Annotated in this window: 23 protein-coding genes; 17 read left to right on the top strand and 6 right to left on the bottom strand. The window is 52.1% G+C overall.

What is annotated here, in order from left to right:
- The first annotated feature begins 262 nt into the window (after positions 1–262).
- Together TH63_RS05575 and TH63_RS05570 are read left to right on the top strand one after the other, a co-directional pair.
- Positions 263–856, top strand: coding sequence for a DUF4136 domain-containing protein (locus TH63_RS05575; protein ID WP_082161565.1), 594 nt, complete (start codon positions 263–265; stop codon positions 854–856).
- A 174-nt stretch (positions 857–1,030) separates the two neighbouring features.
- Entirely contained in the window at positions 1,031–2,485 is a 1,455-nt protein-coding gene (locus TH63_RS05570; protein WP_048920080.1) for a pyridoxal phosphate-dependent decarboxylase family protein, read from the top strand.
- Here the strand turns inward: TH63_RS05570 and TH63_RS05565 are convergent.
- Positions 2,482–3,063, bottom strand: a complete 582-nt coding sequence (locus TH63_RS05565) for a 2'-5' RNA ligase family protein (protein WP_048920079.1) — start codon at positions 3,061–3,063, stop codon at positions 2,482–2,484. The genes TH63_RS05570 and TH63_RS05565 overlap by 4 nt on opposite strands.
- A 237-nt stretch (positions 3,064–3,300) precedes the next feature.
- Here TH63_RS05565 and TH63_RS05560 point away from each other — a divergent pair, with 237 nt between their 5' ends.
- The 3 genes from TH63_RS05560 (at position 3,301) to TH63_RS05550 (ending at position 7,373) form a co-directional block, all read left to right on the top strand.
- Positions 3,301–3,750 carry a DMT family transporter gene (locus TH63_RS05560; RefSeq protein ID WP_048920078.1) on the top strand — a complete coding sequence of 150 codons (450 nt, stop codon included), beginning with the start codon at positions 3,301–3,303 and terminating at the stop codon, positions 3,748–3,750.
- Between the two features lie 187 nt (positions 3,751–3,937).
- Entirely contained in the window at positions 3,938–5,869 is a 1,932-nt protein-coding gene (gene abc-f / locus TH63_RS05555) for a ribosomal protection-like ABC-F family protein (protein WP_048920077.1), read from the top strand.
- A gap of 172 nt (positions 5,870–6,041) precedes the next feature.
- A complete protein-coding gene (locus TH63_RS05550) occupies positions 6,042–7,373 on the top strand; it encodes a type IX secretion system plug protein (RefSeq protein ID WP_048920076.1) in 1,332 nt (443 codons plus the stop codon).
- A gap of 107 nt (positions 7,374–7,480) precedes the next feature.
- Here the strand turns inward: TH63_RS05550 and TH63_RS05545 are convergent, their stop codons facing one another.
- The 3 genes from TH63_RS05545 to rsmA are packed head-to-tail and all read right to left on the bottom strand — an operon-like array spanning position 7,481 to position 10,610.
- Positions 7,481–8,446: an NAD(P)-dependent oxidoreductase gene (locus TH63_RS05545; protein WP_053093740.1), complete on the bottom strand. Its 966-nt coding sequence runs from the start codon at positions 8,444–8,446 to the stop codon at positions 7,481–7,483.
- Between the two features lie 39 nt (positions 8,447–8,485).
- A complete protein-coding gene (gene mgtE / locus TH63_RS05540) occupies positions 8,486–9,838 on the bottom strand; it encodes a magnesium transporter (protein ID WP_048920074.1) in 1,353 nt (450 codons plus the stop codon).
- A complete protein-coding gene (rsmA, locus tag TH63_RS05535; RefSeq protein ID WP_048920073.1) occupies positions 9,828–10,610 on the bottom strand; it encodes a 16S rRNA (adenine(1518)-N(6)/adenine(1519)-N(6))-dimethyltransferase RsmA in 783 nt (260 codons plus the stop codon). Before rsmA ends, mgtE begins: the two co-directional genes overlap by 11 nt.
- 56 nt (positions 10,611–10,666) lie before the next feature.
- Here rsmA and TH63_RS05530 point away from each other — a divergent pair, with 56 nt between their 5' ends.
- The 9 genes from TH63_RS05530 to accC all read left to right on the top strand — a co-directional run bounded on the left by TH63_RS05530 (position 10,667) and on the right by accC (position 18,878).
- A complete protein-coding gene (locus TH63_RS05530) occupies positions 10,667–12,103 on the top strand; it encodes a leucyl aminopeptidase family protein (RefSeq protein ID WP_048920072.1) in 1,437 nt (478 codons plus the stop codon).
- A 3-nt stretch (positions 12,104–12,106) separates the two neighbouring features.
- Positions 12,107–13,114 (top strand): 4-hydroxythreonine-4-phosphate dehydrogenase PdxA, encoded by a 1,008-nt coding sequence (pdxA, locus tag TH63_RS05525; RefSeq protein ID WP_048920071.1) that lies wholly within the window; start codon positions 12,107–12,109, stop codon positions 13,112–13,114.
- Positions 13,115–13,374: 260 nt separating this feature from the next.
- Entirely contained in the window at positions 13,375–13,923 is a 549-nt protein-coding gene (locus TH63_RS05520; RefSeq protein ID WP_048920070.1) for a YceD family protein, read from the top strand.
- A 33-nt stretch (positions 13,924–13,956) separates the two neighbouring features.
- The gene (rpmF, locus tag TH63_RS05515; protein ID WP_048920069.1) at positions 13,957–14,151 is read left to right on the top strand and encodes a 50S ribosomal protein L32; all 195 of its coding nucleotides are present in this window, start codon (positions 13,957–13,959) and stop codon (positions 14,149–14,151) included.
- 64 nt (positions 14,152–14,215) lie between these two features.
- The gene (gene plsX / locus TH63_RS05510; protein ID WP_048920068.1) at positions 14,216–15,157 is read left to right on the top strand and encodes a phosphate acyltransferase PlsX; all 942 of its coding nucleotides are present in this window, start codon (positions 14,216–14,218) and stop codon (positions 15,155–15,157) included.
- Positions 15,158–15,194: 37 nt separating this feature from the next.
- A complete protein-coding gene (locus TH63_RS05505; protein ID WP_048920067.1) occupies positions 15,195–16,193 on the top strand; it encodes a beta-ketoacyl-ACP synthase III in 999 nt (332 codons plus the stop codon).
- 124 nt (positions 16,194–16,317) lie between these two features.
- Complete coding sequence (efp, locus tag TH63_RS05500) at positions 16,318–16,881, top strand: elongation factor P (protein ID WP_048920066.1); 564 nt, start codon at positions 16,318–16,320, stop codon at positions 16,879–16,881.
- 4 nt (positions 16,882–16,885) lie between these two features.
- Positions 16,886–17,374 (top strand): acetyl-CoA carboxylase biotin carboxyl carrier protein, encoded by a 489-nt coding sequence (gene accB, locus TH63_RS05495; protein WP_048920065.1) that lies wholly within the window; start codon positions 16,886–16,888, stop codon positions 17,372–17,374.
- A gap of 160 nt (positions 17,375–17,534) precedes the next feature.
- Positions 17,535–18,878 (top strand): acetyl-CoA carboxylase biotin carboxylase subunit, encoded by a 1,344-nt coding sequence (accC, locus tag TH63_RS05490; protein WP_048920064.1) that lies wholly within the window; start codon positions 17,535–17,537, stop codon positions 18,876–18,878.
- Positions 18,879–19,044: 166 nt separating this feature from the next.
- Here accC and TH63_RS05485 read toward each other — a convergent pair whose 3' ends face one another.
- On the bottom strand, positions 19,045–19,629 hold the full coding sequence (locus tag TH63_RS05485) for a DUF3109 family protein (RefSeq protein WP_048920063.1): 585 nt from the start codon (positions 19,627–19,629) through the stop codon (positions 19,045–19,047).
- Positions 19,630–19,758: 129 nt separating this feature from the next.
- Entirely contained in the window at positions 19,759–20,169 is a 411-nt protein-coding gene (locus tag TH63_RS05480) for an STAS/SEC14 domain-containing protein (RefSeq protein ID WP_048920062.1), read from the bottom strand.
- Positions 20,170–20,495: 326 nt separating this feature from the next.
- Here TH63_RS05480 and TH63_RS05475 point away from each other — a divergent pair, with 326 nt between their 5' ends.
- The 3 genes from TH63_RS05475 to murA all read left to right on the top strand — a co-directional run bounded on the left by TH63_RS05475 (position 20,496) and on the right by murA (position 24,913).
- Positions 20,496–22,733, top strand: a complete 2,238-nt coding sequence (locus TH63_RS05475; RefSeq protein ID WP_048920061.1) for an ATP-dependent helicase — start codon at positions 20,496–20,498, stop codon at positions 22,731–22,733.
- Positions 22,734–22,924: 191 nt separating this feature from the next.
- On the top strand, positions 22,925–23,602 hold the full coding sequence (locus TH63_RS05470; protein ID WP_048920060.1) for a DUF4290 domain-containing protein: 678 nt from the start codon (positions 22,925–22,927) through the stop codon (positions 23,600–23,602).
- 6 nt (positions 23,603–23,608) lie between these two features.
- Entirely contained in the window at positions 23,609–24,913 is a 1,305-nt protein-coding gene (gene murA / locus TH63_RS05465; RefSeq protein ID WP_048920059.1) for a UDP-N-acetylglucosamine 1-carboxyvinyltransferase, read from the top strand.
- The last annotated feature ends 468 nt before the right edge of the window (positions 24,914–25,381 follow it).

The following is a 25,381-nucleotide window of genomic DNA, read 5'->3' as shown; positions in this document are numbered from 1 at the left end:
ACTGTCTACCTCAGCTATATTTCATCGGCCTGATTTACATTTTCCTCTTCACCACTAAAAAGGAGGTTTATACTCTATTTAATCCCCTGATTCCGGCCCAGGGAAAGGGTCTAATGGAATCTGTCTGGTCCTCTGCCGGTAACTCAAATATCCCTTGACATAGTAGAAATACTTTTTTTCATTTTTTTATAAATTTTTAAAATCTTCTCAGAATGTTAACCCGTAAATACTGGAGGGACAGGACATTAAAACTGAAGAAAAAATGAAAAATCGGTACTATCTATCACATCTGTTTTTATTGCTCTTGGCAGGCACCCTAAGTAGTTGCCTTGGATTTGGCAACCATAAATTTGGTTCTGATTATAGTTACTCCGGTGCCTTCCACAAGTACAAGACTTTCAATTTTATCACCCACGCCTCAGAAAATGACTCTGCCACCCTGCAGAATTATGAGGTGATCAAAAAGTACATAAGGGAACGCCTGGAAATGCAGGGGTATGAGTACAGTGAACAGAAGCCCGACCTTCTGGTGAGCTATTACATTTACTACAATGACCTCAACATGAAGGGGTATGAGCAGGAGGAATTTGACATCTGGTTGGTCAACAATGAAGAACCCACCGCCGAGCATGAGGCGTACCGTCCCATTAAAGTATACATGACCCAGGGCACCTTATTGGTGACCTTGTTAGACCATAAAAAACAGAATGCCGTATGGCAAGGCTATACCTCCGGGGTGATGGCAGATCCCTCCTCTGAAAGCACCGCTTACCTTAACCGGGCCGTACGCACCATATTTGACCAATACCGTGTGTTCCGGAAAGGCTACCTGAGGGACCATTCCAACTCCAACTGAGCAGTTAACCGTAAGGGTTAAAAACTTTGACTAAGCGTTTCGGGGCGGTTTTCCTAAAAACAGCCCCGAAACGCTTACCTGTTTTCGGACAATTTTATCTTCTTTAGAAACCGAGACATTTGCGAGTAATTTGTACCTTCGGGTCCGCATTGACCCATATACATTTTACCCCTCATGGATGCTTTTCGCTCCCTCTTAGAGCCTGATGAAACGGAACGACTACGCCTGCAGCAAGCCGTTGAACAATACGCCCAAGGTTTCATTCAGCAACTGCCCACGCTTCCGGCCTTTGTAGCCCAGCCTGACATGGGCGCCGGTCTATTGGAGGCCCCCATCCAGGAGGAACCTATTGCCATAGAAGAGGCCTTACAGCTCCTCCAAAAGCAGGTAGACACTCCCGGCATCAATTCCGCGTCGGGTAACCACTTGGGTTACATTCCGGGCGGCAGTCTTTATACTTCCGCCTTGGGCGATTACCTGGCCGCGGTCACCAACAAATACGCCGGCATTTTCTTTTCGGCCCCTGGGGCGGTGCGCATGGAGAACATGTTGCTGCGCTGGATGGCGGGTATGATAGGTTTTCCGGAGGACACCGCCGGTAACCTTACCTCTGGTGGGAGCATTGCCAGCCTCATTGCTCTGGCCACCGCCCGCGATGCCCAGAAAATCACCTCCCGCATGATCCCAGACGCGGTGGTGTATATGACCGCCCACGCCCACCATTGCCTGGACAAAGCCCTGCGCATTGCCGGTTTAGGCGAGTGCCCAGTACGTCACATAGAAATGGATGCCGCCTACCGTATGTCTCCCCAGGCGTTGGAGAAAGCGATTCTGGCAGACAAGGCCTCCGGGTTAACCCCCTGGCTGGTGATCGCCTCGGCGGGAACCACAGATGTGGGCGCAGTAGACCCTTTGCAGGACCTTGCGCACCTGGCTAAGAAGCACGGGCTATGGTACCACGTAGACGCCGCCTACGGCGGATTTTTCGCCTTGGCAGCATCGGGAAAGGCCAAATTGAAAGGAATTGAGCTGGCAGACTCCGTGGTGATGGACCCGCATAAAGGCCTGTTTATTCCGTATGGCTCCGGGGCGGTGCTTATCAAAAACGCCAAACAACTAGGCGAGACGCACCATTACCAGGCCAATTACATGCAGGACACCCTCTCCTCCCTGGGGGAGGTCTCGCCCGCCGATGTCTCTCCGGAACTCAGCAAGCATTTCAGGGGACTCAGGATCTGGTTACCGCTACAATTGCATGGGGTGAAAGCCTTTAGAATAGCTCTGGAAGAAAAATTATTCCTGGCGCAGTACGCGTACAACAAGTTGCAGTACATGCCCGGATTTGAAACCCCGGTGGCCCCGGCCTTGTCGGTAGTCATTTTCCGGTACAAGCCCAAGGCAGGGATAGAGGCCAACGCCTTTAACCAAAACCTGATCCATGAGGTGCAGCAAGACGGCAGGGTTTTCATGTCTTCTACCAAACTGGGGGAGGCATATATGCTGCGCATGGCCATCCTCTCGTTCAGGACCCACCAAGACACCATTGACACCGCTTTACAGGTATTGCAGGAAAAGGCGGCAGCGTTGGAAGAACAGGCTGCTGTAAAGGCGAGCGTTGAACGCTATTAGTCTAAATCAACCACATTCTGCTTAAAGGCATCCTTGGTTTCTACCCCTACCAAAGGGAAGACGCCGTCTTTCAGGAAAAGGTCGCCGTGTTTGGTAAGTAGGGTGAGGTTGTCCAGTTCTACCGTCCAGTTATAACTCTCCTGGTTCAGGTAGAGGAAGGCTTCGGCCACCAATTCTGGCGTGGTGTCTCCCAAGGCCAGGGAAAGGTGGGGCATCCAGATGGAAGGGCTGTAATGATGGCCAATTTCCTTGCAGATGAGGTTGACCCCGTCATGTAACTGTCTGTGAAACCGGGTAATAAACGCCGAGCGCACCACCGGAATGTATAGCACCGGGTTAGCTCCGGTGAAGATTCCCAGGCCGGCGGTGGTGATTTTTAACCGGCAACAGAGCCCGGCGGCATTGCCCAGGGTTTCCTGCAGGTTGTGCAGGCTGCCGTCATTGACCGTAAGCCAGGTTAAATGGGGAAAAGGCGTCGCCTGCACCTCCTTTAACCCGAACTCCTTTTCCAACTGATAAGTGATCTCATTCAGTTTATCTGAGTGTTCTGCATCAAGCAAAGAAACAATGGCTACCATAGTAATAATACGTTTACCGTTTTAGACGTGTTTTTCAGAAAATAGGCTGAAAACGCCGATAATCACTTGAAAAAGTCTACTTAAAGAACCTAAAAAGCACCTTTTTGTTTCTCCGGGTCAATTAAGTACCATACCCGTGCCCAAATCCTGATTCTTCCTTATTTCCCTTAAACTACTGAACCGGCCATTCACTATTAAAAGGGATGTGCGTACTTTGCGAAGATTATTCCTTTTACCATGGGCAAAGAATTATATTATTTACTGGCGCTTTCCGCGGGCGTAGCCGTAGCCATACAGGCGGGCGTAAACTCCCAACTGAAACTAGCGGTGGGTAACCCGGTCATTACCGCGCTCTTCTCCTTTTGCATTGGCACGGTGGTCTTGCTGGCGGTAGTGCTTATTTCTTACCGTCAGGAATTCCCTTCCCTACAACAATTGCAGGGCATTAGCTCCTGGAAACTAACCGGCGGGCTTTTGGGCGTGCTGTATGTGACTGCGGTCATTTTGGCCGCCCCGCGCATCGGCGCCGCCAACACCCTGGGCATTATTGTGGCCGGGCAATTACTGATGGCCATTGTGCTGGACCATTTTGGTTGGCTGGGGTTTCCGGTGCAGCCTATCAACTGGAGCAAGGTGCTGGGGGTGGTGCTTCTGCTGGCCGGCGTTTTCTTGTTAAGGAAGGTGTAGGGCTTGCTTTTTAAAAGTCAGGAGGCAAGGGCTCCGGCGGTTTACCATAAGTAAAATGCAGGAGCCCTTTTCCGTTTTCGGCCTGTTTTTCTAAAAACGGCCCCAAAACGCCTTTTTTCCCTAAAGCCGTAAGCAGTGAGGTTTCTATTCAAAATCAGTACCTTTGCGTTTTGATACGCATTCTTCCATGATTTCCATTAATAGCCTCAATTTCCATTTCGGGAGCCGCACCCTGTACGATGACGCCAACCTGCACATCAAGCCTAAAGACAAAATTGGACTAGTAGGCCTGAACGGGACCGGAAAATCCACGTTGCTGCGCCTGCTGGTGGGCGAGTACAAGCCAGACGGCGGCAGTATCCAGATGAGCCGCGAGACCACGCTGGGCTTCCTAAACCAGGATTTGCTGTCTTATGACACCCATGAGAGCATCTTGAAGGTGGCCATGCAGGCGTTTGAGGAGGCCATCCAGATTCAGCATAAGATTGACGAGATGCTGCATGAGATGGAAACCAATTACCAGGACGAGCACATTGACAAGCTGGCCAAGCTGCAGGAGCACTTTGAGGCCCTGGACGGCTACAACATACAGGTAAAGGCCGAGGAGATTCTGGAAGGGCTGGGCTTTTCTACCGAGGAGCTGCAGCAGCCGCTCAAGACGTTCTCGGGGGGCTGGCGCATGCGCGTGATGCTGGCCAAGATTTTGTTGCAGAAACCTTCCCTCCTGCTTCTGGATGAGCCTACCAACCACCTGGACTTACCTTCCATCAAATGGATTGAGAATTACCTGGCCGCCTATGAAGGTGCTCTGGTGATTGTTTCCCACGACCGCGAGTTCCTGGACAGAACCACCAATGTCACCGTAGAGGTCTCTGGCGGTAAACTGAACGTGTATGCCGGTAATTACAGCTTCTATTTAGAGGAGAAAGAACTACGGAACGAGATTCAGAAAGGCGCTTTTGAGAACCAGCAGGCCCAGATAAAGCAGGCTGAGCAGTTCATCGCCCGTTTCAAGGCTAAGGCCACCAAGGCCAAGCAGGCCCAGAGCCGCATGAAGGCCCTGGACAAAATGGAGCGCATTGAAGACGTGGCCGGCGACGCCCCGGTCGTGAACTTCAAGTTCCAGTTCACCGTACAGCCCGGCCGCAACATCCTGCGCCTGGAGAACGTGAGCAAAGCCTACGGCGAGAAACTCATCTTCCAGAAAACCCACGTGAACATTGAGCGCGGCGACAAGATTGCCTTGATTGGGGCCAACGGGAAGGGTAAATCTACGCTCATGCGCATTATTGCCGGCGATGAACCCATCAAAGGCGAGCGCCAATTGGGCCACAACGTGATCATGGCCTTTTACGCCCAGCACCAATTAGAGAGCCTGAACGTGGAGAATGAAATCCTGCAGGAAATGGTGCAGGCCGGCAGTCGCCGTACCGAAATGGAACTTCGCGGCGTGTTAGGCTCCTTCCTTTTCACTGGCGACACGGTGTTCAAGAAGATTAAGGTCCTCTCCGGGGGCGAGAAAAGCCGCGTGGCCCTGGCCAAAACGCTGATCTCTGAGGCCAACTTCCTGCTGCTGGATGAGCCTACCAACCACCTGGACATGCAGAGTGTGAACATCCTCATTCAGGCCCTGGAGCAGTATGAAGGCACGTTTGTGGTGATTTCCCACGATAGATATTTCGTGGAGAATGTGGCCAACAAGATCTGGTACATTGAGGACCATGAATTGAAGGAATATCCCGGCACCTACCATGACTATGAGTACTGGCTGGAGCAGAAAGAGAAAACCGGCAAACGCACCTCCCCAGCGGCCGCGGCCAACGCCCCCAAAGCGCAGCCCAAACCCAAGGCGACCGCCAGCCAGCAACAGGAACTGGAGCAGGAACTGAAAAAGGTGAACCAGAAACTGAAGCAGGTGGAAGGCCTGGTGAACGAGCTGGAAAGCAAGCTAAAGAACTGCGAAAACAAACTTGCCCTCCCCAGCACCTACGCCGACCCTAACGCCCTGCACGAGGCTACCCAGCAGTTCAATAAGATAAAGGCCCAGCTGGATAAAGAGCAAACCTCCTGGGAAAGCCTCATGGAACAAGCCGACGAGCTGGAAAACCAATTGAGATAAAATAAAGTTAAACCTCACAAGTCATTAAGACCTGTGAGGTTTTCCGTTTTAGGCCTGTTTTCCGGAAAATAGCCTCAAAACGCACTTCGCGGCAAAGAATGACACTGGTCCTAACCAAATCTTGTTGCCTCTTCTTCTTAAAAGATACATCTTGCTACCAGATATATATCCTATGCCACTTCCTACTTCCTGGAAACAAGTACTTCTCACCTTTGCCGTAGCGGCTACCTCCTTCACAGGCTGCGTGCCTGTGGAAGGCACGGGTTCTGGCAGTACAGGCGGTTCCAGTTCCAGCGCAGATTTACGCTATGAAGATGCTGTGTATGCGGCCGACGTTAAGTCGGTGCAGCTTTATTCCAGAAGTTATAGCGTGGGAGATGTGCTGGCGCCGCCGGTAGTGTCTTTGGAGCAATCCAGCCCATTAATTCTGGAGTTTGACCGGATGTCGGCGCCGAGGGCAAGGGCGTTGGTCAAGTTGCAGCACTGTGATATCAACTGGCGACCGTCGCAGCTGCAGCCCCTGCAGTTTGTGCAGGATTACAATGAATTCTTTATCATGGAAGTAGAGCCCTCGGCGGGGACCAAGGTGCCTTACTGGCATTACCGGTTCCAGGTGCCGCGCGTGAAGCTAAGTGGCAACTATCTGCTGGAAGTGACCGAGGAAGGCGGCAATCGCTTGCTAAGCCGACGGTTTGTGGTGTTTGAGGAACAGGTGAACGTGGCCCTTCGGCCGGTGGCCACGCCCGGTGCCGGGGACCGCAACGCCCGCCAGCAACTGGACTTCAATGTATTTTACGCCAGCTACCCTCTGGTAAACCCTGCGCAGGAAATCAAGGTGGTTTTGCGCCAGAACCATCGCTGGGACAACGCCAAGTACTTCAACCGGCCCACTTACATCCAAGAAGCCCAGCGCCGTCTGGAGTACCAATTGTTTGAACCAGAGCAGACGTTCTTTGGGCTGAATGAGTTCCGGGCCCTAGATACCCGAAGCGAGCGCTTCAGCGGCATCGGCGTGGAACGCCGCGACAATTCCACTTCCCCTGACCGAGTCTACGCCCTTACTGGCAAAAGCCGCGCGCAGCAGGTGTACAGCACCCAACCTGACGCCAACGGCAAGTTCCTCTTCGGGAGCCGAGAGTACGGCAACGCCCCCCTCAACGCCGATTACCAGCAGGTCACCTTCCAGCTTTTCTCCCCTGAACCCGCGCCTGGCCCGGTCTATGTCTTTGGTGGCCTCTCTGACTGGCAATTGCAGGAACTGTTCAAGCTCACTTATGATCCTGAGAAACAACTCTACACCGGAACTGCCCTGTTAAAGCAAGGGTACTACAACTATTACTTTGCGGTGAAAGGCGCCAGCGGCCAGGCCGATGCCCGATATTTTGAAGGCAGCCATTTTGGGACGGAGAACGTGTATGACGTGCTGGTCTATTACCGTCCGCCGGGAACCCGGGCAGATTTAATTATTGGTTATTCCACCATCACCTTTAATCCGCAGCGGTAAGATTGCTCGTTATTTAAAAGAAAAGGAGGTCCGGCGAAAGGTTAAATTTCATCGGACCTCCTTTTTCTGTTTTAGAGGCGTTTTCTTAAAAACAGCCCCTAAATAGATTACTTCTCTTGAGAAGCCAAATACGCTTGCAGTTTCTGCACCAGCACCTCATTTATCCTCACATAAGACTCGTGGGTCCAGCCGGCAATGTGGGGGGTAAGGATCACACGGGGATGTTGCAGGAGGTAGTCCAGTCTTTCTTGTTGGGGTGGCGTGAGCGCTTTCAGCTTTTCATTTTCAAGCACGTCCAGGGCAGCTCCCAGCACATGGCCGGTTTTCATGGCCTCTACCAGGGCCTCATGGTCCAGGACTTCGCCGCGGGCGGTGTTTAAGAGCCAGAGGGGGTGTGCAAAGCTAGCCAGCAACCTAGCGTCTACAAAATGGTGGTTCTCCTTTGTATAGGGAATATGCAGGCTCAGCACCTGGGCTTTTTCCTGGATTTCTTCCAGGGAGGTAAGGCGCACGTGCGCGAAAGGGTTCTCTACCGGCTGGCGGTCATAGGCCAACACCTCGCAGTCAAACCCCATCAGTCGCCTGGCAAAGGCTTTGCCCATGTGGCCGTAACCAATCAACCCCACCGTCTTCCCGCCTAACTCTTCGCCCCTATTATCCTCGCGCAGCCATTGGCCTTCCCGTATCTGGCGGTCCCCCTGGTTGATCTTCCGGAACAAGGTCAACAGTAGCCCCAGTGTGTGCTCGCCCACGGCGTCGCGGTTGCCTTCGGGGGCGTTGATCAAGGTAATGTTGCGGGCCTCCAAAACGCCATCGTCAATGTTGTCTACGCCGGCCCCGGCCCGGGCCAGCACCTGCAGGTTAGGGGCGTGGGTCAGCAGCTCTGCGGTGATGCGCATCTTGCTGCGCACCACCAGCATGTGGTATTGGGGCAATAACGCAGGCACCTCCTCCTTCTTGATGTCGGGCACATAGGTCACCTCTACCCCCATTGCCTGGAGCATAGGCATAAGGCTCTCGTGCATGAGGTCAACCACCAGGCAACGGAAGGGGGAAACAGGTAGTGTAGGCATAAGCAAAATGGTCCAGCGGCCAAAAGCCGGGCCTCGTGATTAAAGGGTTAAGAGCATGTGGGCCACCATAAAATACACCCCAAGCCCCAGAAGGTCATTGGCGGTGGTGATAAACGGGCCCGCGGCCACGGCCGGGTTGACCCCGTATTTATCCAGGATCATGGGCGTGACCGTTCCCATAAAAGAAGACAGCAGCACCACACTAAATAAAGCCACGGCCACCACAATAGACAAGGTCAATTCTACGCCAAACAGCACATTGAAACCCAAGACTAAGCCAGACATCACTAACCCGTTGATAATGGCCACCAGCAGGACTTTGATAATCCGGGAGGTGAAATTGTCAAACATGATGGTTTTGTTAGCCAGGGTTTGGATGATGATGGACGAAGACTGAATGCCCACGTTTCCGCCGGTAGCGGTGATTAGCGGGGTAAACATAGCCAGGGCCGGAATAATAGCGATATCACCCTCAAACAGCCCAATGAAACGGGCCCCCAACAAACCACCCACCATGCCTACCATCAGCCAGGGCAACCGGGCCCTGGAGAGACGAAACACGCTGTCGTCTTCCTCAATGTTCTCGGTGATACCGGTCATCAACTGGCGGCTCAGTTCGGCCTGCTCCTGAATCACGTCAATGACGTCATCAATGGTGATACGGCCCAACAGACGCCCCTGGATGTTGACCACGGGAATGGCGTCCAGGTCATATTTCTGCATGACGGTGGCCACTTCCTGCTCGTCTTTGTAAGACTCTATGGAGATCACGTCTGGTTCATAGACCTCAGAGATAGGCGTGTTGTCATTGGTGAGGATAAGGGTCTTCATGCCCAGGCGGCCCACCAACTTGTCACGGTCATCTACCACGTAAATGGCATAGACTTTCTCCACGTCCTCGGCCTGCCGCCTTATCTCCTCAATGCACTGCCCTACCCGCCAATTGATGTTCACCTTGATCAACTCCTTGGCCATGAGACCGCCGGCGCAGTCCTCGTCATAGTGCAGCAGGTCAATAATGTCGGCGACGTGTTCCTGGTCCTCCAGCAGGGCGATGATCTCCTCTTTGCGCTGTACGGGCTGCTCATTGAGCAAATCCACGGCGTCATCAGAGTCCATCTCATTTATATAGCGGGCAATCTCCTCGGTGGTGAAGTTCTTCAGGAAATTGGTGCGTACGTCAGAGTCTAGGTCGCTCAGGATCTGGGCGCCCACGTCTGAGGGCAACACATCCATCACGTATTTGCTTTGTTCGGTGTTGAGCTCGTACAAAACGGTGGTGATGTCCACGGCGTACATCTCCTCCATGTTGGAGAGGATAAACTCCGTGTCGCGGCGCTCAATGGCGTCCTCTATCTGGTCAATGAACTCACGGGTGATTTCAGACTGCATGCTGCTGGATCAGAAGGGTCAGGTTAATAAAATCATTCACTGAAAGCTGCTCGGCCCGCTTGTCAAACAATACGTCCTGGGTTACCTCTACCGGTAGGTTAAACGGCTTGAGGCAGTTCCGGAGGGTTTTACGGCGGGTGGCAAAACTAGTCTTCACTACTCTAAAAAACAGCTTCTCATCACAAGGTAAGGTTGTTACTTCATTTCGGGTGAGCCTGATAACCGCAGACTTTACCTTAGGCGGTGGGTTGAACACGTGCTCATGCACCGTGAACAGGTATTCTATGGTGTAAAACGCCTGCAGGAGCACGCTCATGATGCCGTAGGTTTTAGAGCCGTGGGGGGCGGCAATGCGTTCTGCAACTTCTTTCTGAAGCATGCCCACCACCTCGGGCACCTGGTCGCGGTGGTCCAGTACCTTGAACAAAATCTGGCTGGATATATTGTACGGAAAATTCCCTATCACGGCAAACGGACCGGCAAAAAGCGTTTTAAGGTCGGTTTTCAGAAAATCGGCTAAAAGCACGCGGCCTTCCAGTTGCGGAAAATGCTCGTTGAGCCAGGCAATGGACTCGCGGTCAATGTCCACGATAGTGGTCTTGTACTCAGGGTGCTGCACCAGATACTGGGTAAGCACGCCCATGCCGGGGCCCACCTCCAGCACGTCCTGCACGCCGTTGGGCAGGCGCAGAGCATCCACAATCTGCTGGGCAATATTGAGGTCAGTCAGGAAATGCTGACCCAGGTGTTTCTTGGGCTGGACGGGCTTCACTGGTTTTCGGTTTTCCGTTTGTTAAGGCTATATTGCAGCTCAAAGATACACATCTTATGCGCACTGAACTGACCTACGCTGCAACATTACCCGCAAATACCAGCACCGCCGTGTTGGTGGCGGGCCGCGAGCAAATTCCCGGGGAGCTTTTCTCCTTAGAGGAGCAGGAATATATCACCCGCCAACTGGACCTGAAAAGCACCCTGGTCACCATCAATAAATTCACGCACCAACTGTATGTAGTGGCCACCGAGCCGCAGCGCAAGGAAACCCAAACCCAGGAAGCGCTCCGCAAGGCAGGCAACGCCCTGCACCAGCGCCTGGCTGCTGACAAGGTGGACCACGTGGTGCTGCTTGACGGAGCCGACGGAGAATCTGCCCTTTACGTAGCCGAAGGCCTGATTTTGACCAACTACTCGTTTCAGCGCTATAAGACCGAGAAAGCCACGCCTCCCGGGTTAAAGACCGTGAGCATCACTGGGGCTGGCATCTCCCAAACGCAGGTTACCGAACTTGGGAACCTGCTGGACGCCGTTTGCCACACCCGCGACCTCATCAATACCCCGCACAACATGCAGACCGCCGTGATGCTGAGCGAGCAGTTAGGCGAGTTGCTGGAAGGCACCGGCGTGAAGCTGGAGGTGCTGGACCTTGTGCAGATACAGTCGTTGAAGATGGGCGGCCTGCTGGCCGTGAACCAGGCCTCAGATGAAGCCCCTACCTTTAATATCCTGGAATGGAAGCCCGAGAAACCGGCCAACTCCCAACCGGTGGTGCTGGTAGGCAAAGGCGTGGTGTATGATACCGGCGGACTGAGCATCAAGCCCACCCCCAACTCCATGGATTTCATGAAGTCAGACATGTCGGGCGCGGCCGCCGTGGCCGGTACCCTGTACGCCCTGGCTAAGAATAATATTCCCCTGCACGTCATCGGGTTGATCCCAGCCACCGACAACCTGATCAGCGGTAAAGGCTTCGCCCCCGGCGATGTGATTACCATGCACAGCGGCCACACCGTGGAAGTGCTGAACACCGACGCGGAGGGCCGCCTGATTCTGGCCGACGCCCTGCATTTTGCCAAACGCTACAACCCGGCCTTGGTCATTGACATTGCCACCCTCACCGGGGCTGCCGCCCGCGCCATTGGCCGCGAAGGCATTGCCATGATGGGTACCGCCGATGACATGTTGAAAACCGACCTGAAACTGGCCGGCGAGTTGGCGCACGAGCGCCTGGTGGAGTTCCCGCTGTGGGATGAGTACCAGGAGCACCTGAAATCTGAGATCGCGGACCTGAAGAACATTGGCGGAGCCGAGGCGGGCGCCATTTCGGCGGGCAAGTTCCTGGAGTTCTTCACCAATTATCCCTGGATGCACCTGGACATCGCCGGTACGGCCTACCTGTTGAGCCCAGACTCTTACCGCGGTAAGCACGCCACCGGCAGCAGCGTACGCCTGCTGTACCATTTCCTCTCTTCACAAGCTACCGCGTAAGCCATGGAGCAAAAGACAAAGCCCCGCATAGGAATCACCATTGGAGACATTGCCGGCATTGGTCCGGAGGTAGTTTTGAAAACCTTAGCGGACAGCCGGGTGCTGCATTACTGCACGCCGGTGATCTATGGTATGGCCTCAGTGGTGAACAAGTACCGCAAGCTCTTGGACCTGGAAAACTTCAGTTTTCAGCAAATAACGGCCTTTGACCAGGTGCACCCCAAGAAGGTGAACGTGATCAACTGCCTGGAGGAAGAGATCGAATTTACCCCTGGCAGCCCTACCCCCGCCACTGGCACCCTGGCCCGTACTGCTTTATTGCGTGCCGCCCAAGACCTGAAAGACGGACACATACAGGCGGTAGTGACGGCCCCCATTGACAAAGACAACACCCAGGGCGAAGGCTTCCAGTTCCCGGGCCATACCGAGTTCTTCACCACGTTTTTTGATGCGCCGGAAAGCCTCATGTTTCTGGTGGCCGAAGGTTTTAGGGTAGCCACTGTTACCGGTCACCTGCCGCTCAAAGAAGTAGCCAATGTCCTGACCGCTGAATTACTGATGCGGAAGCTGGCCATTCTGGACGCTTCCCTGCGTAAGGACTTCGGGATTCAGAAACCTAAGATTGCCGTTTTGGGCCTCAACCCACACGCCGGCGAGAACGGGTTGCTGGGCACCGAGGAGACCGAGATTGTGCTGCCCGTGATTGAGCAGCTCAAGAACAAGGGCAACCTGGTGTTTGGCCCCTTCCCCGCCGATGGTTTCTTTGGCACCCGGAGTTACCTCAAGTTTGACGCCACCCTGGCGCTGTACCATGACCAGGGGCTGATTCCGTTTAAGACCATTGCCTTTGAGCGCGGCGTAAACTTTACCGCGGGCCTGCCCATTGTGCGCACCTCGCCAGACCACGGCACCGCGTATGACATTGCCGGGCAGAATAAGGCAGATGAGACCTCTTTCAGAGAGGCGCTGTTTGCGGCGGTAGATATTCTCAAGGCCCGCGCCGAAGGGTAACACCCTGCCAAGCGTTGGCATATAGAAATGCGTTTTAGGCTTGTTTTCAGAAAAAGGGGCCTAAAACGCATTTTGTATTTTAAAGTAGAGAATTCATTTATATAAGGTATTCTGCTGTAAATGAACCACTACTGTTTTTGCACTGTTTCTGCCAAAACATACCCAAAACAGGTATTCACCGGCGGGCGCAAAAAAGGGCATTTGTATTTTATTTACCGAATATTCTTGCTAATTTTGCGACTTGCAAAAAAAGAGGCAACGTGAAGGAGATTAAGAAATACGATATCAACCTCGTGAAGCTTGGCAACAAGAGCCACAGCTATGAGTTTGAGTTGGATGACCGCTTCTTTGAGTTGTTTGAGCAGGACCTGGTCCTGGGCGGCAACTTGAAAGCGGTGGTAGAGCTGCACAAGTCTGAGCTTCTTTTGCAGCTTTACTTCCATATCACAGGAACGGTCCGTCTGACCTGTGACCGGAGCTTAGAGGAATTTGAGCACCCCCTGGAAGTGGAACAGACGCTGCTCGTGCGCTACGGCCCTGAAGACCAGGAACTGGACGTGAACGTGCTGCAGATAGTACCGGAGACGCAGTACATCAACATTGCCCAGCACCTGTATGATTACATAGGCCTGGCACTGCCCATGAAAAAGCTGCACCCCCGGTTTGTGGAGGAAGACCAGCAACTAGAGGACAACCCAGAGGCAGAAGGCCTTTTGATTTACTCTACCGGCGCAGCCGATGAAGAAGAGGACGATGATGAGGACGGTCCGGTGGACCCCCGATTTGCCGCCCTTAAAAAGTTAAAATAAGTTTCTAAACCAATTTTGTAATAATTACCTGAGATGGCACATCCAAAGCGAAAAATCTCCAAAACCAGAAGAGATAAGAGAAGAACGCACGACAAAATTACTCCTAAGGCGATTTCTATCTGCCCTAACACCGGTGAGGTGCACCAATACCACAGAGCTTACGTGGTAGACGGCGATTTATACCACAAGGGTAAAGTGGCCATCAAAAATTATACCTCTGTTGCCTAATAAAGCTTGCTCAGTCAGGCTTTATTTTAGTTACTTGTAGGATAATTTACGTAATACGCTTTACATGAAAATAGCTCTGGATGCAATGGGCGGCGACTTCGCCCCCGACGCAGTTGTAGAAGGCGCACTTTTGGCGACTAAGACTTTGACGGATGAGGTGGAGATTTTCCTTATAGGAGATGAAGACCAAATCCATTCCCTTCTTCAAAAGCACGGTTATACCGGTTCCAGAGTAAAGGTTGTTCACGCATCTCAAGTGATTGGGATGGGTGAACACCCTACTAAAGCCCTTACCCAGAAACCAGATTCCAGCATTGCGGTAGGTTACGGCATGCTGGCCACCAAAAAGGTAGACGCCTTCTGCAGTGCCGGTAACACCGGGGCCATGCTGGTAGGCGCTGTCTTCAGCGTGAAACAGGTAGAGGGTATCCTTCGGCCAGCCCTGGCCAGCTTTGTACCCAAGGTTTCGGGCGGCATGGCCATTATGCTGGACGTAGGCGCCATTGCAGACTGCAAGCCAGAGATTCTGGAACAGTTTGGCGAGATTGGCTCAATCTGCGCACAATACCTGCTAGACATCAAGAACCCCAAAGTGGGTCTCATGAACCTGGGCGAGGAAGAAGGCAAAGGCACCATGGTGACCCAACCCGCCTACAAACTCCTCAAAGAAAACAAAGGCATCAACTTTATCGGGAACATAGAAGGACGCGACCTGTTCAATGACAAGGCCGACGTGATTGTATGTGACGGATTTACCGGTAACGTTGTCTTAAAACTGGCGGAGTCAATCTATGACATCCTCCATGAGAAAAAAATCACGGATCCTTTCTTTGACCGTTTCAATTATGAGGCGGTAGGCGGCAGCCCAATTTTGGGAGTTAATGGCAATGCTGTCATTGGACACGGCGTATCTAGCCCTACTGCTATCTGTAACATGCTGCACCTGGCCAATAAAATGGCAGAGACCCACATGGCAGATAAACTGAGAAAATACTTCAGCGCGTAATGGCGCGGCCCTTCACCAGACATTCCTTCTTAACGATATGAGCAAAATTACCGCCGCGATCACCGGAGTGAGCGGATATGCCCCCGAGTATATCATGACCAACAAAGAGTTGGAGACCATGGTAGAGACCAATGACGAATGGATTGTCAGCCGCACGGGCATCAAGGAAAGACGCATTCTCAAGGGTGAAGACCAGGGCACCTCGGCCATTGCCATTCCGGCCGTTCTGGACCTGCTTAAAAAAACCAACACCCGGCCAGAGGAAGTAGAACTGCTTATCTGCGCCACCACCACCCCAGACTTCGTGTTCCCGGCCACGGCCAACATTATCTGTGCCGAGGTTGGCGCGGTAAATGCCTTTGGGTATGACCTGCAAGCCGCCTGCTCTGGTTTCCTGTTCGCGCTGGCAACCGGCGCCCAGTTTATTGAGACCGGCAAGTACAAGAAAGTGATTGTGGTGGGCGCTGATAAGATGTCTGCCATTGTAGACTACACAGACCGGGCTACCTGCATTATCTTCGGGGACGGCGGCGGCGCCGTCATGCTGGAGCCCAACACAGAGGGTTTAGGCGTACAGGACAGCATCCTGAAATCTGACGGTACCGGTGCCCAGTTCCTGCACATGAAGGCCGGAGGAAGCCGCAGACCGGCCACCGCAGAGACGTTGGCCAGACGTGAGCACTATGCGTTCCAGGAAGGCCAGCAGGTATTCAAGTTTGCCGTGAAAGGTATGGCCGACGTGGCCGCCGAAGTAATGGAGCGCAACCACCTTACCTCTGAGGACATTGCCTGGCTGGTGCCCCACCAGGCCAACAAACGCATTATTGACGCCACTGCCAACCGCGTGGGCGTGGGCCCGGAGAAAGTGATGATCAACATCCAGAAATACGGCAACACCACCTCCGGAACCATTCCGTTGTGCCTCTGGGAGTATGAAAACCAATTGAAAAAAGGAGACAACGTGATCTTGGCCGCATTTGGCGGGGGCTTTACTTGGGGTGCCATGTACCTCAAATGGGCCTATGACCCTAAGTAATCACCTTGTTTTTAAGGTATATTTCTGAAATCAATAAAAAAATTCGGCTATCTTTGGCCGAATTTTTTTATGTCAAATTGGGAAAAACCCGACAGACATTTTAAACCGAAACACACACAAAGCTATGGCAACTACCGCTGATTTCCGCAACGGGCTTTGCATTGAATTTAACGGCGACCTTTGGATCATTACTGAGTTTCAGCACGTGAAACCAGGTAAAGGCCCCGCCTTCGTCCGCACTAAACTTAAGAACATCAAAACCGGCAAAGTAGTAGACAATACCTTCACCGCCGGTGTAAAAGTGACTACGGCCCGGGTGGAGCAGCGTCCGCACCAGTTTATCTTCAAAGATGACTACGGCTATAACTTCATGGACAGCAACACCTTTGAGCAGGTAACCCTGGAAGAGAGAATGGTCCCGTTTGCTGACTTGATGAAAGAAGGCCAGGAAGTGACTATCTTGTTCCATGCTGAGACGGAAACCCCGTTAACGGCTGAACTTCCTACGTATGTAGAGCTTACCATTACGTATACAGAACCCGGCATTAAAGGTGACACCGCCACCAATGCCTCTAAACCAGCCACGGTAGAAACAGGGGCCACTATTTCTGTGCCTCTCTTCATTGGCCAAGACGAGAAAATAAAGGTAGACACGCGTACCTACACTTACGCCGAACGAGTAAAATAGAACTATGAAAGCTAAGGAAATCCAAGATCTGATTGATTTCATTGCGAAATCAGGCCTGAACAAAGTTGACATTGAGACTGAAGAATTCAAGATCTCTGTGCAGCGCGAAGCCACCCAGAAAACCAAGTATGTGTCTGAGTCTTCTCAGCAGCAGTCGGCCCCGGCCCCAGCGCACCATTCTGCGCCAGCCCCGCTTCCAGTAGCGGCCGCTCCTGCTGCCCCAGCCGCCCCGGCCGCTGATGAAAGCAGCAAATACGTGACCATCAAAGCCCCAATGATTGGTACCCTGTACCGCTCTGCCAACCCAGAGTCGCCGGCGTTTGTGAACGTAGGCGATGAGGTGAAAAAAGGCCAGGTGATCTGCATCATTGAAGCCATGAAGCTCTTCAATGAGATTGAGTCTGAGGTTTCTGGTAAAATTGTGAAGGTGTTGGTAGACAACTCCTCACCGGTAGAGTATGATCAGCCGTTGTTCCTGGTAGATCCTAGCTAATTTGCTAATTCTTTAATGTGCTGATGTGCTGATTTTGGTACGGCGGGTTTCCTTTAAGTTTATTCTTATGTTTCCCACCTCTCCATAATTGGCTTATCAGCACATTATTTTTGTGAATCATTAGCACATCAGCACATTTACACATTAGCACATTAACCACATGTTCAAAAAAATACTAATTGCCAACCGTGGCGAAATAGCGCTAAGGGTAATCCGGACGTGCAAAGAAATGGGAATAAAGACGGTAGCCGTGTATTCTACCGCCGACAAAGAAAGCCTGCACGTACGCTTCGCGGATGAGGCGGTATGTATTGGACCTGCACCCAGCTCTCAGTCGTATCTGAACATCCCTAACCTGATTGCCGCTGCAGAGATTACCAACGCAGACGCCATTCACCCAGGCTACGGCTTCCTTTCTGAAAACGCTGATTTTTCCAGAATCTGCGCTGAAAACGGCATCAAGTTCATTGGCGCCAGCCCAGAGATGATCAACTCCATGGGTGACAAGTCTTCGGCCAAGGAGTACATGAAGAAAGCCGGTGTGCCTACTATTCCGGGTTCTGAGGGTCTGCTGGAATCTGCGGAGCAAGGCAAGAAACTGGCTGCCAAAATCAAGTATCCGGTGATCATCAAAGCCACCGCCGGTGGTGGTGGCCGCGGCATGCGCATCATCAAATCAGCAGATGAGTTTGACAAGGCCTGGGCCGATGCCCGCCAGGAAGCGAAAGCCGCTTTTGGTAACGACGGCATGTACCTGGAGAAATTTGTGGAGGAGCCCCGCCACATTGAGATCCAGATCGTAGGCGACCAGTACGGCAAGGTTTGTCACCTTTCTGAGCGTGACTGCAGCATCCAGCGCCGTCACCAGAAACTGATTGAAGAAACCCCCTCCCCTTTCATTGATGACGACCTGCGCGAGCGCATGGGCCAGGCCGCTATTGCCGGGGCCGCCGCCATCAAATATGAAGGCGTGGGTACCATTGAGTTCCTGGTAGACAAGCACAAAGATTTCTACTTCATGGAGATGAACACCCGTATTCAGGTGGAGCACCCCATCACCGAGGAAGTAGTGAACTATGACCTGATCAAGGAGCAGATCAAGGTGGCAGCCGGAATTCCTATCTCCGGTAAGAACTATTACCCACAGATGCACGCCATTGAGTGCCGCATCAACGCCGAGGACCCGAAAGCCAACTTCCGCCCTAGCCCAGGCAAGATCACGGTATTGCACATACCAGGCGGCCACGGGGTCCGCGTAGACACGCACGTGTATGCGGGGTACACCATTCCGGCCAACTATGACTCTATGATTGCCAAGCTGATTGTGAGTGCGCAGACCCGGGAAGAAGCTATTGTAAAGATGAAGCGCGCGCTGAGTGAGTTCGTGATTGAGGGCGTAAAAACGACCATTCCGTTCCACATGGCCATGATGGAAGACGAGAACTTTAACAGCGGTAACTTCACTACCAGTTACCTTGACAATTACGATTTCACGCAGTTTTAGCAAAAACAGCCTATAAACAGAAAAAGCAGCCTATTGGCTGCTTTTTCTGTTTATAGGCTGTTTAAGGGATACTATTGAGTGGATTTCCCTTAAAATCATAACCCCGTTTCGGGCCTGTTTTTCAGAAAACAGGCCCGAAACGGGGTTCATTGGTTTATGGTAATAGTTAGGCTAATGTCTTGGGAGCATTCTCCGTGGCCACTATCTCTTCCAGTTCCTGGAACCACTCCTCGCCGTACTTCCGGACCAAGGGTTCGCGCAGGAACTTGTACACCGGCACGCCCAACTCCATCCCGAAGGCGCAGGCGGCGTTGCAGATTTCCCAGCGGTCATAGTTAAGGGCCTCAAAGCCGTCATACTTGGTGATTCTGATGGGGTACAGGTGGCAGGAAATGGGTTTCTTCCAAGAGATCTTTCCGTCCAGGTAGGCCTGTTCAATGGCACACTTGAGGGTGAGGTTCTCGTCATAAATGGCGAAGGCGCACTCGCGGTTGCCAATAGTGGGCGTGCTGTAGTCGCCGTTGAATTCCTCTACGTAGAGCCCTTGCTCATCAATGGCCTGCACGCCTTCCGCAGACATATACGGCTTTACGTGCGCGTACACCTCCTTCAGGATAGGGAGTTCCTCCAGGTCCAGGGGAGCGCCAAGGTCGCCTTCTACGCAGCAGGCGCCTTTACATTTCTCCAGGTTGCAGACAAAGAACTTGTCTTTGAGGTCGTCAGATAAAACGGTATTTTGAAGTACAATCATGAGCTATTTCTTACAGCAGAAAGACAAAAGTACCGCTATTTAAGTTCGGCCGCAAAATGCCGGGGAAAAGGTGCAAAAAATAAAAGCAGCCGTTTTAGGGCTGCTTTTCAAAAAGTAGGCTAAAAACGCTTAGGCCTCCAGCACTTGTTCCATCACCCAGGCAAGAGCCTCTTCCTCGTCATTGAAATAGTGGGTATCAAAACCAATCACGCCTTCTGCTTTCATGACCATGTTCTCCACGGCCATTTTATTGAAGATATCTTTTGACACGATCACGGCCAGTTTCTTCACGTTGCCCTCCTGTGAGAACATGGGGGCCCAGACCTTGGTGGTCCATTCCTGATCGGCGGGCCTGATGGCCTTGGCCTTGGTATTATCGCCTATCCAGCGGGTCACGGGCTTTTCCCGCACCAGTTGCAGGTACATGGTAAGGATTTCACGGTACTCCTCACTGCCGGCAAAGCCATGCCACTGGGTTCTTACCAATTGGTTCTCCTCATCATATTTGATGGTGATGGTGTCATTACGAAAATATACCATTCTTAAAATCTCTGTCTGTTAAAACTAAATCTGTGGCCCACGGCCTGAGAACTGCAGGCGGGAACTATGCTATTCTATAAATCCTTAAGCTAATAAGGTGCCAGTTTTTTAAGGCCCCTTGCTAAGCATTTGGAGATCAACAACTTTGCCTGGGTAAAAAGTGCCCGCAACTGAGGTAAATACGGATGCCCACGAAAAAGTACTTATGTTAAATGTATAATTTATTTCTGAGCCTCACAAACGTAAGTATACAATGCCCATGCCTGTGAATGCGGGCATAATTGCTTAAATTTGTAGTCTTCCCAAGAAAGAACGATTAGTAGCGCATGGATTACCTGAAACTCCTGAATGAGTCACAGCGAGCAGCTGTTTTGAATACTGAGGGCCCTTGTATGATTATTGCCGGCGCAGGTTCCGGTAAAACCAGGGTACTCACCTACCGCATTGCCCATTTGCTCAACCAAGGGGTGGACCCCTTTAATATTCTGGCCCTTACCTTTACCAACAAGGCGGCCAAGGAAATGCGTGCCCGTATTGAGAAAGTAGTGGGCCCTGAGGCCAAGAACCTCTGGATGGGAACTTTCCACTCCATCTTCTCCCGCATCCTTCGCTCCGAGGCCCAGAAAATTGGGTACCCCAGCCATTTCACCATCTATGACTCTGATGACTCTAAAACCCTCATCAGAAACATTGTGAAGGAGATGAACCTGGACGATAAGCTCTACAAACCCAACATGGTGCTGGGCCGTATCTCATCGGCCAAAAACAAACTGATCTCTGTGGCCCAATACCTCCGGGACCCGGCTATCCAGGCAGATGATGAGGCGGCGCTCAGACCTAAGATTGGGCAAATCTACAAGACCTACGCTGAGCGCTGCTTCAAGGCAGGCGCCATGGACTTTGATGATCTGCTATTCAACACCAACGTGCTCTTCCGGGACCATGTGGATGTGCTCAACAAGTACCAGCATATCTTTAAGTATGCCATGGTGGATGAGTACCAGGATACCAACTACTCCCAGTACCTGATCACCAGAAAGCTGTCAGCCAAGGACCGCAACATTTGTGTAGTGGGTGATGACGCCCAAAGTATTTATGCTTTCCGGGGCGCCGATATCAGCAACATCCTCAACTTTGAGAAAGATTACCCTGAGCTGGAGGTCTTCAAGTTGGAGCAGAACTACCGCTCTACCCAGCACATTGTAAAGGCGGCCAACAGTGTCATCAAGAACAACAAGGCACAACTGCGCAAGAGCGTGTTCTCAGAGAATGAGGAAGGCCAGCTGATTGACGTGATCAAGGCCAGCTCAGACAACGAGGAAGGCAAGCTGGTGGCGCACGCCATCTTTGAGGAGAAGATGAACCACCACCTCTCCTATGAGGACTTCGCCATCCTGTACCGTACCAATGCCCAGTCAAGGGCCATGGAAGAAGCCTTGCGCAAGATGAACATCAAGTACCGCATTGTGGGTGGCCTGTCCTTCTACCAGCGCAAGGAAATCAAAGATCTGATCTCTTACCTGCGCCTGGCCATCAACCACAATGACGAGCAGGCCCTGCGCCGCGTGATCAATTATCCCAAGCGCGGCATTGGTGATACCACCATTGAGAAACTGATAGTCACGGCCAATGAGATGAACCACAGCATCTGGGAGGTGGTAAGCAACGCCAACCAGTTGGTGGGCGGCCGGGCTAGCGTAGCTATTCAGGACTTCGCGACCAAGATCAAAAGCTTTGCCGTGATGGCCGAGCAGAAAGACGCCTTTGAGGCCGCCACCTATATTGCCAAGCACTCAGGCCTGGTAGATGACCTGTACTCGGATAAATCGGTGGAAGGCCTGGCCCGCTATGAGAACATTCAGGAATTGCTGAACGCCATTAAGGAATTTGTGGATGATCCCGAGAAGGAAGACAACTCCCTGGCCCTGTTCCTGCAGGACATTGCCCTGCTCACCGATTCTGACACCAAGAAAGAAGAGGAAGGCGAATACGTGACCATGATGACCATCCACTCGGCCAAGGGCCTTGAGTTCAGGAACGTGTTTATTGTGGGCATGGAGGAGAACCTGTTCCCCAGCCAGATGATGCTTTCTTCGCGCGCCGACCTGGAAGAAGAGCGCCGTCTGTTCTACGTGGCCATCACCCGCGCCGAAAAGAAGCTGACCCTCTCCTACGCCACCAGCCGCTACCAGTGGGGAAACCTGCGGGCCGCTGAGAAAAGCCGGTTCATAGATGAGATTGAGCCTACGTACCTGAATTTCAAGTTCGGAGATGAGCGGGGGCCGTTTGAGAAAGTGCTGCAGCGCAAGACGCCGGCAGCGCAATTAATCACGCCCGCTCGCAAGCCCACCGCGGCTCCGTCCTACACGCCTTCCGCTGACTTCACGCCCAGTGACACCTCTAACCTACAGGCTGGTATGCGCGTAGAGCATCCTAAATTTGGGTTTGGCGTGGTAGCCAAGATGGACACCCAGGGCAACTCCACTAAGGCCATCATTGACTTTGAAGGCGTGGGTGAGAAGACCCTGCTCCTGAGCTTTGCCAAGCTGAAGATACACGCCTGATACGTATCAAGTGACGCGTATCTGGTAGCAAGACTCTAATCTGGTATTTTTACCCAAACCAGCTTTCCGTTTTGGGCCTGTTTTTCAGAAAACAGGCCCAAAACGGAAAATCTTTTATCCTGATACTTGGTACATGATACGTGATACGCCCAAATTTTTCCTAATTTTGACCTTGCATAACACCTAACTATATGGTAGCCAGTTCCACTTTTAAACAAGAGCTTTTGCTTCGGGAGTACGGCCGCAACGTGCAAAACATTGTCCAGTACATTCTTACGGTGGAAGACCGCACGAAACGTACCCAATTGGCCCAGCTGCTGGTGAACCTGATGGGGAGATTGAACCCCAATGTGAAAGATATCCAGGATGCTCAGCAAACCCTCTGGAACCACTTGTACGTGATGTCTGACGGTAAACTGGACGTAGACGCGCCCTATACCCTCAGCGCGATGGAATACCTCAATGAGAAACCACAGCGCGTGGAGTACCCTACCCAGACGCCCAAGTACAAGCACTACGGCTCTAACCTGGAGCGCCTAATTGAGAAAGCCAAGCAGATCAATGATCCGCAGGAGCGCGAGGCCGCCATCATCTCGGTGGGCAAGCTCATGAAAGTGCTGTACCGCACCTACAACAAAGACAGCGTGTCTGACCAGGTAATCATGGAGAACCTGCGCGACCTTTCCAAAGGAGAACTGGATTTAGATCTGGCCCTGGTGGAAAAAGGCGGCCTGTTTGAAAGCAATATCAAAACCCCGCAAGGGCCCGGCAATACGTACCAACGCGACCAAAGAGAACCAAGAGACCAGCGGGAGCAGAAGTACAAGAGCAACAAGAATCAGAACCAGAACCGAAGTAAGAATAAATAAGAACGCATGGCGTCTTTTGAAGTAATAGGCGGCCGTACTTTACACGGCGAGATTACCCCCCAGGGGGCGAAGAACGAGGCATTACAAATTCTTTGTGCGGTACTCCTCACATCGGAGCCGGTAGTTATTTCCAATATCCCCAACATCAGGGACGTAAACAAGCTGATAGAGCTGTTGCGGGACATGGGCGTTGACGTGGAGCAGACTGCTCCAGACACCTATGTTTTCAAGGCGGAGAATGTCAACTTAGATTACCTCACCTCAGAGAAGTTCATTGAGCAGGCCCGCGCCATCAGAGGGTCTGTGATGATCCTGGGACCTATGCTTGCCCGCTTTGGGGTAGCTAAACTGCCTAAACCCGGCGGGGACAAGATTGGCCGCAGACGCCTGGATACCCACTTCCTGGCTTTTGAGAAACTGGGTGCCAAGTTCACCTATGATGCCAATGATAGCTTCTACCACCTGGAAGGCAAACACCTGAAAGGTACCTACATGTTGCTGGACGAGGCTTCAGTGACGGGAACGGCCAATATTGTGATGGCCGCCGTCTTCGCCGAAGGCATTACCACCATCTACAATGCCGCCTGTGAGCCGTACCTGCAGCAGCTTTGCAAAATGCTGAACCGGATGGGCGCCAAAATCAGCGGCATAGGGTCTAACCTTCTCATCATTGAGGGAGTAGAGCAATTAGGCGGCACCGAGCACCGCATGCTGCCAGACATGATTGAGATTGGGTCTTTCATCGGCCTGGCCGGTATGACGGGTTCTGAGATCACTATCAAAAATGCGCAGATCAGGGAGTTAGGTTTGATCCCAGACACGTTCCGGAGGTTGGGTATCAACATGGAATTCCATGGCGATGATATCTTTATCCCGGCGCAGGACAGCTATGAGATTGACACCTACATTGACGGCAGTATCTTAACCGTTTCTGACCACACCTGGCCTGGCTTCACGCCAGACTTGCTGAGCATTGCCCTAGTGGTGGCTACGCAGGCCAAAGGAACGGTGCTTATCCACCAGAAGATGTTTGAGAGCCGTCTGTTCTTCGTGGACAAACTCATTGACATGGGAGCCCAGATCATCCTGTGTGACCCGCACCGCGCCACCGTAATTGGCCAGAACAAGCAGGTGCCGCTACGCGGTATCTCCATGACCTCGCCTGACATTAGGGCAGGTGTTGCGTTGCTGATTGCCGCGCTTTCTGCAGAAGGCCGCAGCGTCATTCATAACATTGAGCAGATAGACCGTGGGTACCAGAACATTGATGGTCGCCTGAACGCCCTGGGCGCGCAGATCACCCGCATTTAGATTATCGTTGGCGAAAGCCAATCACGTGCATATAACAGAAAGAGGGAGCCTGATTCAGGTTCCCTCTTTTTTTGCTCTCCTGATGACAGATATACTCTTTTCCGTTTCAGGCGTGTTTTCCCAAAAACAGGCCCAAAACAGTTAAGGACGAATTATATACGGATTGCATTCACTAATTGGCGCCCCCATAAAACGAGGTGGATGTTACACTTAGCCCCTCCCTATCCTCTGGCGTGCCCAATTTCCTTCTAGCTAACTAAGGGTAAACTCTTGGTAGTTCTATCAGCAAAAAACTTAATCTAGAATTGGTCCAATTTCAAATTTCTCAACGGACAGCGTTTGGACACATATAATCAGTTTGTTTCTTCCAGGCACCAAACGCATTTATTTTCAGACAGATATATTTCTATATCAAAGAGTTTTACCACTTTCTGGCACGGTTTTGTCATTAACAGAAATACAAAATTG

Origin of the sequence: Rufibacter radiotolerans (genome assembly GCF_001078055.1) — a bacterium.
Lineage (GTDB): Bacteria > Bacteroidota > Bacteroidia > Cytophagales > Hymenobacteraceae > Nibribacter > Nibribacter radiotolerans.
This window is presented reverse-complemented; position numbering and strand designations above follow the sequence as displayed.

Coding starts and splice junctions, on each gene's coding strand:
- pdxA (WP_048920071.1), top strand. CDS start 12,107: ATGGAGCAAAAGACAAAGCCCCGCATAGGAATCACCATTGGAGACATT.
- mgtE (WP_048920074.1), bottom strand. CDS start 9,838: ATGCAGTCTGAAATCACCCGTGAGTTCATTGACCAGATAGAGGACGCC.
- efp (WP_048920066.1), top strand. CDS start 16,318: ATGGCAACTACCGCTGATTTCCGCAACGGGCTTTGCATTGAATTTAAC.
- TH63_RS05560 (WP_048920078.1), top strand. CDS start 3,301: ATGGGCAAAGAATTATATTATTTACTGGCGCTTTCCGCGGGCGTAGCC.
- TH63_RS05565 (WP_048920079.1), bottom strand. CDS start 3,063: ATGGTAGCCATTGTTTCTTTGCTTGATGCAGAACACTCAGATAAACTG.
- TH63_RS05575 (WP_082161565.1), top strand. CDS start 263: ATGAAAAATCGGTACTATCTATCACATCTGTTTTTATTGCTCTTGGCA.
- rpmF (WP_048920069.1), top strand. CDS start 13,957: ATGGCACATCCAAAGCGAAAAATCTCCAAAACCAGAAGAGATAAGAGA.
- TH63_RS05570 (WP_048920080.1), top strand. CDS start 1,031: ATGGATGCTTTTCGCTCCCTCTTAGAGCCTGATGAAACGGAACGACTA.
- accC (WP_048920064.1), top strand. CDS start 17,535: ATGTTCAAAAAAATACTAATTGCCAACCGTGGCGAAATAGCGCTAAGG.
- TH63_RS05480 (WP_048920062.1), bottom strand. CDS start 20,169: ATGGTATATTTTCGTAATGACACCATCACCATCAAATATGATGAGGAG.
- murA (WP_048920059.1), top strand. CDS start 23,609: ATGGCGTCTTTTGAAGTAATAGGCGGCCGTACTTTACACGGCGAGATT.
- TH63_RS05530 (WP_048920072.1), top strand. CDS start 10,667: ATGCGCACTGAACTGACCTACGCTGCAACATTACCCGCAAATACCAGC.
- plsX (WP_048920068.1), top strand. CDS start 14,216: ATGAAAATAGCTCTGGATGCAATGGGCGGCGACTTCGCCCCCGACGCA.
- TH63_RS05475 (WP_048920061.1), top strand. CDS start 20,496: ATGGATTACCTGAAACTCCTGAATGAGTCACAGCGAGCAGCTGTTTTG.
- TH63_RS05545 (WP_053093740.1), bottom strand. CDS start 8,446: ATGCCTACACTACCTGTTTCCCCCTTCCGTTGCCTGGTGGTTGACCTC.
- TH63_RS05485 (WP_048920063.1), bottom strand. CDS start 19,629: ATGATTGTACTTCAAAATACCGTTTTATCTGACGACCTCAAAGACAAG.
- TH63_RS05550 (WP_048920076.1), top strand. CDS start 6,042: ATGCCACTTCCTACTTCCTGGAAACAAGTACTTCTCACCTTTGCCGTA.
- TH63_RS05470 (WP_048920060.1), top strand. CDS start 22,925: ATGGTAGCCAGTTCCACTTTTAAACAAGAGCTTTTGCTTCGGGAGTAC.
- accB (WP_048920065.1), top strand. CDS start 16,886: ATGAAAGCTAAGGAAATCCAAGATCTGATTGATTTCATTGCGAAATCA.
- abc-f (WP_048920077.1), top strand. CDS start 3,938: ATGATTTCCATTAATAGCCTCAATTTCCATTTCGGGAGCCGCACCCTG.
- TH63_RS05505 (WP_048920067.1), top strand. CDS start 15,195: ATGAGCAAAATTACCGCCGCGATCACCGGAGTGAGCGGATATGCCCCC.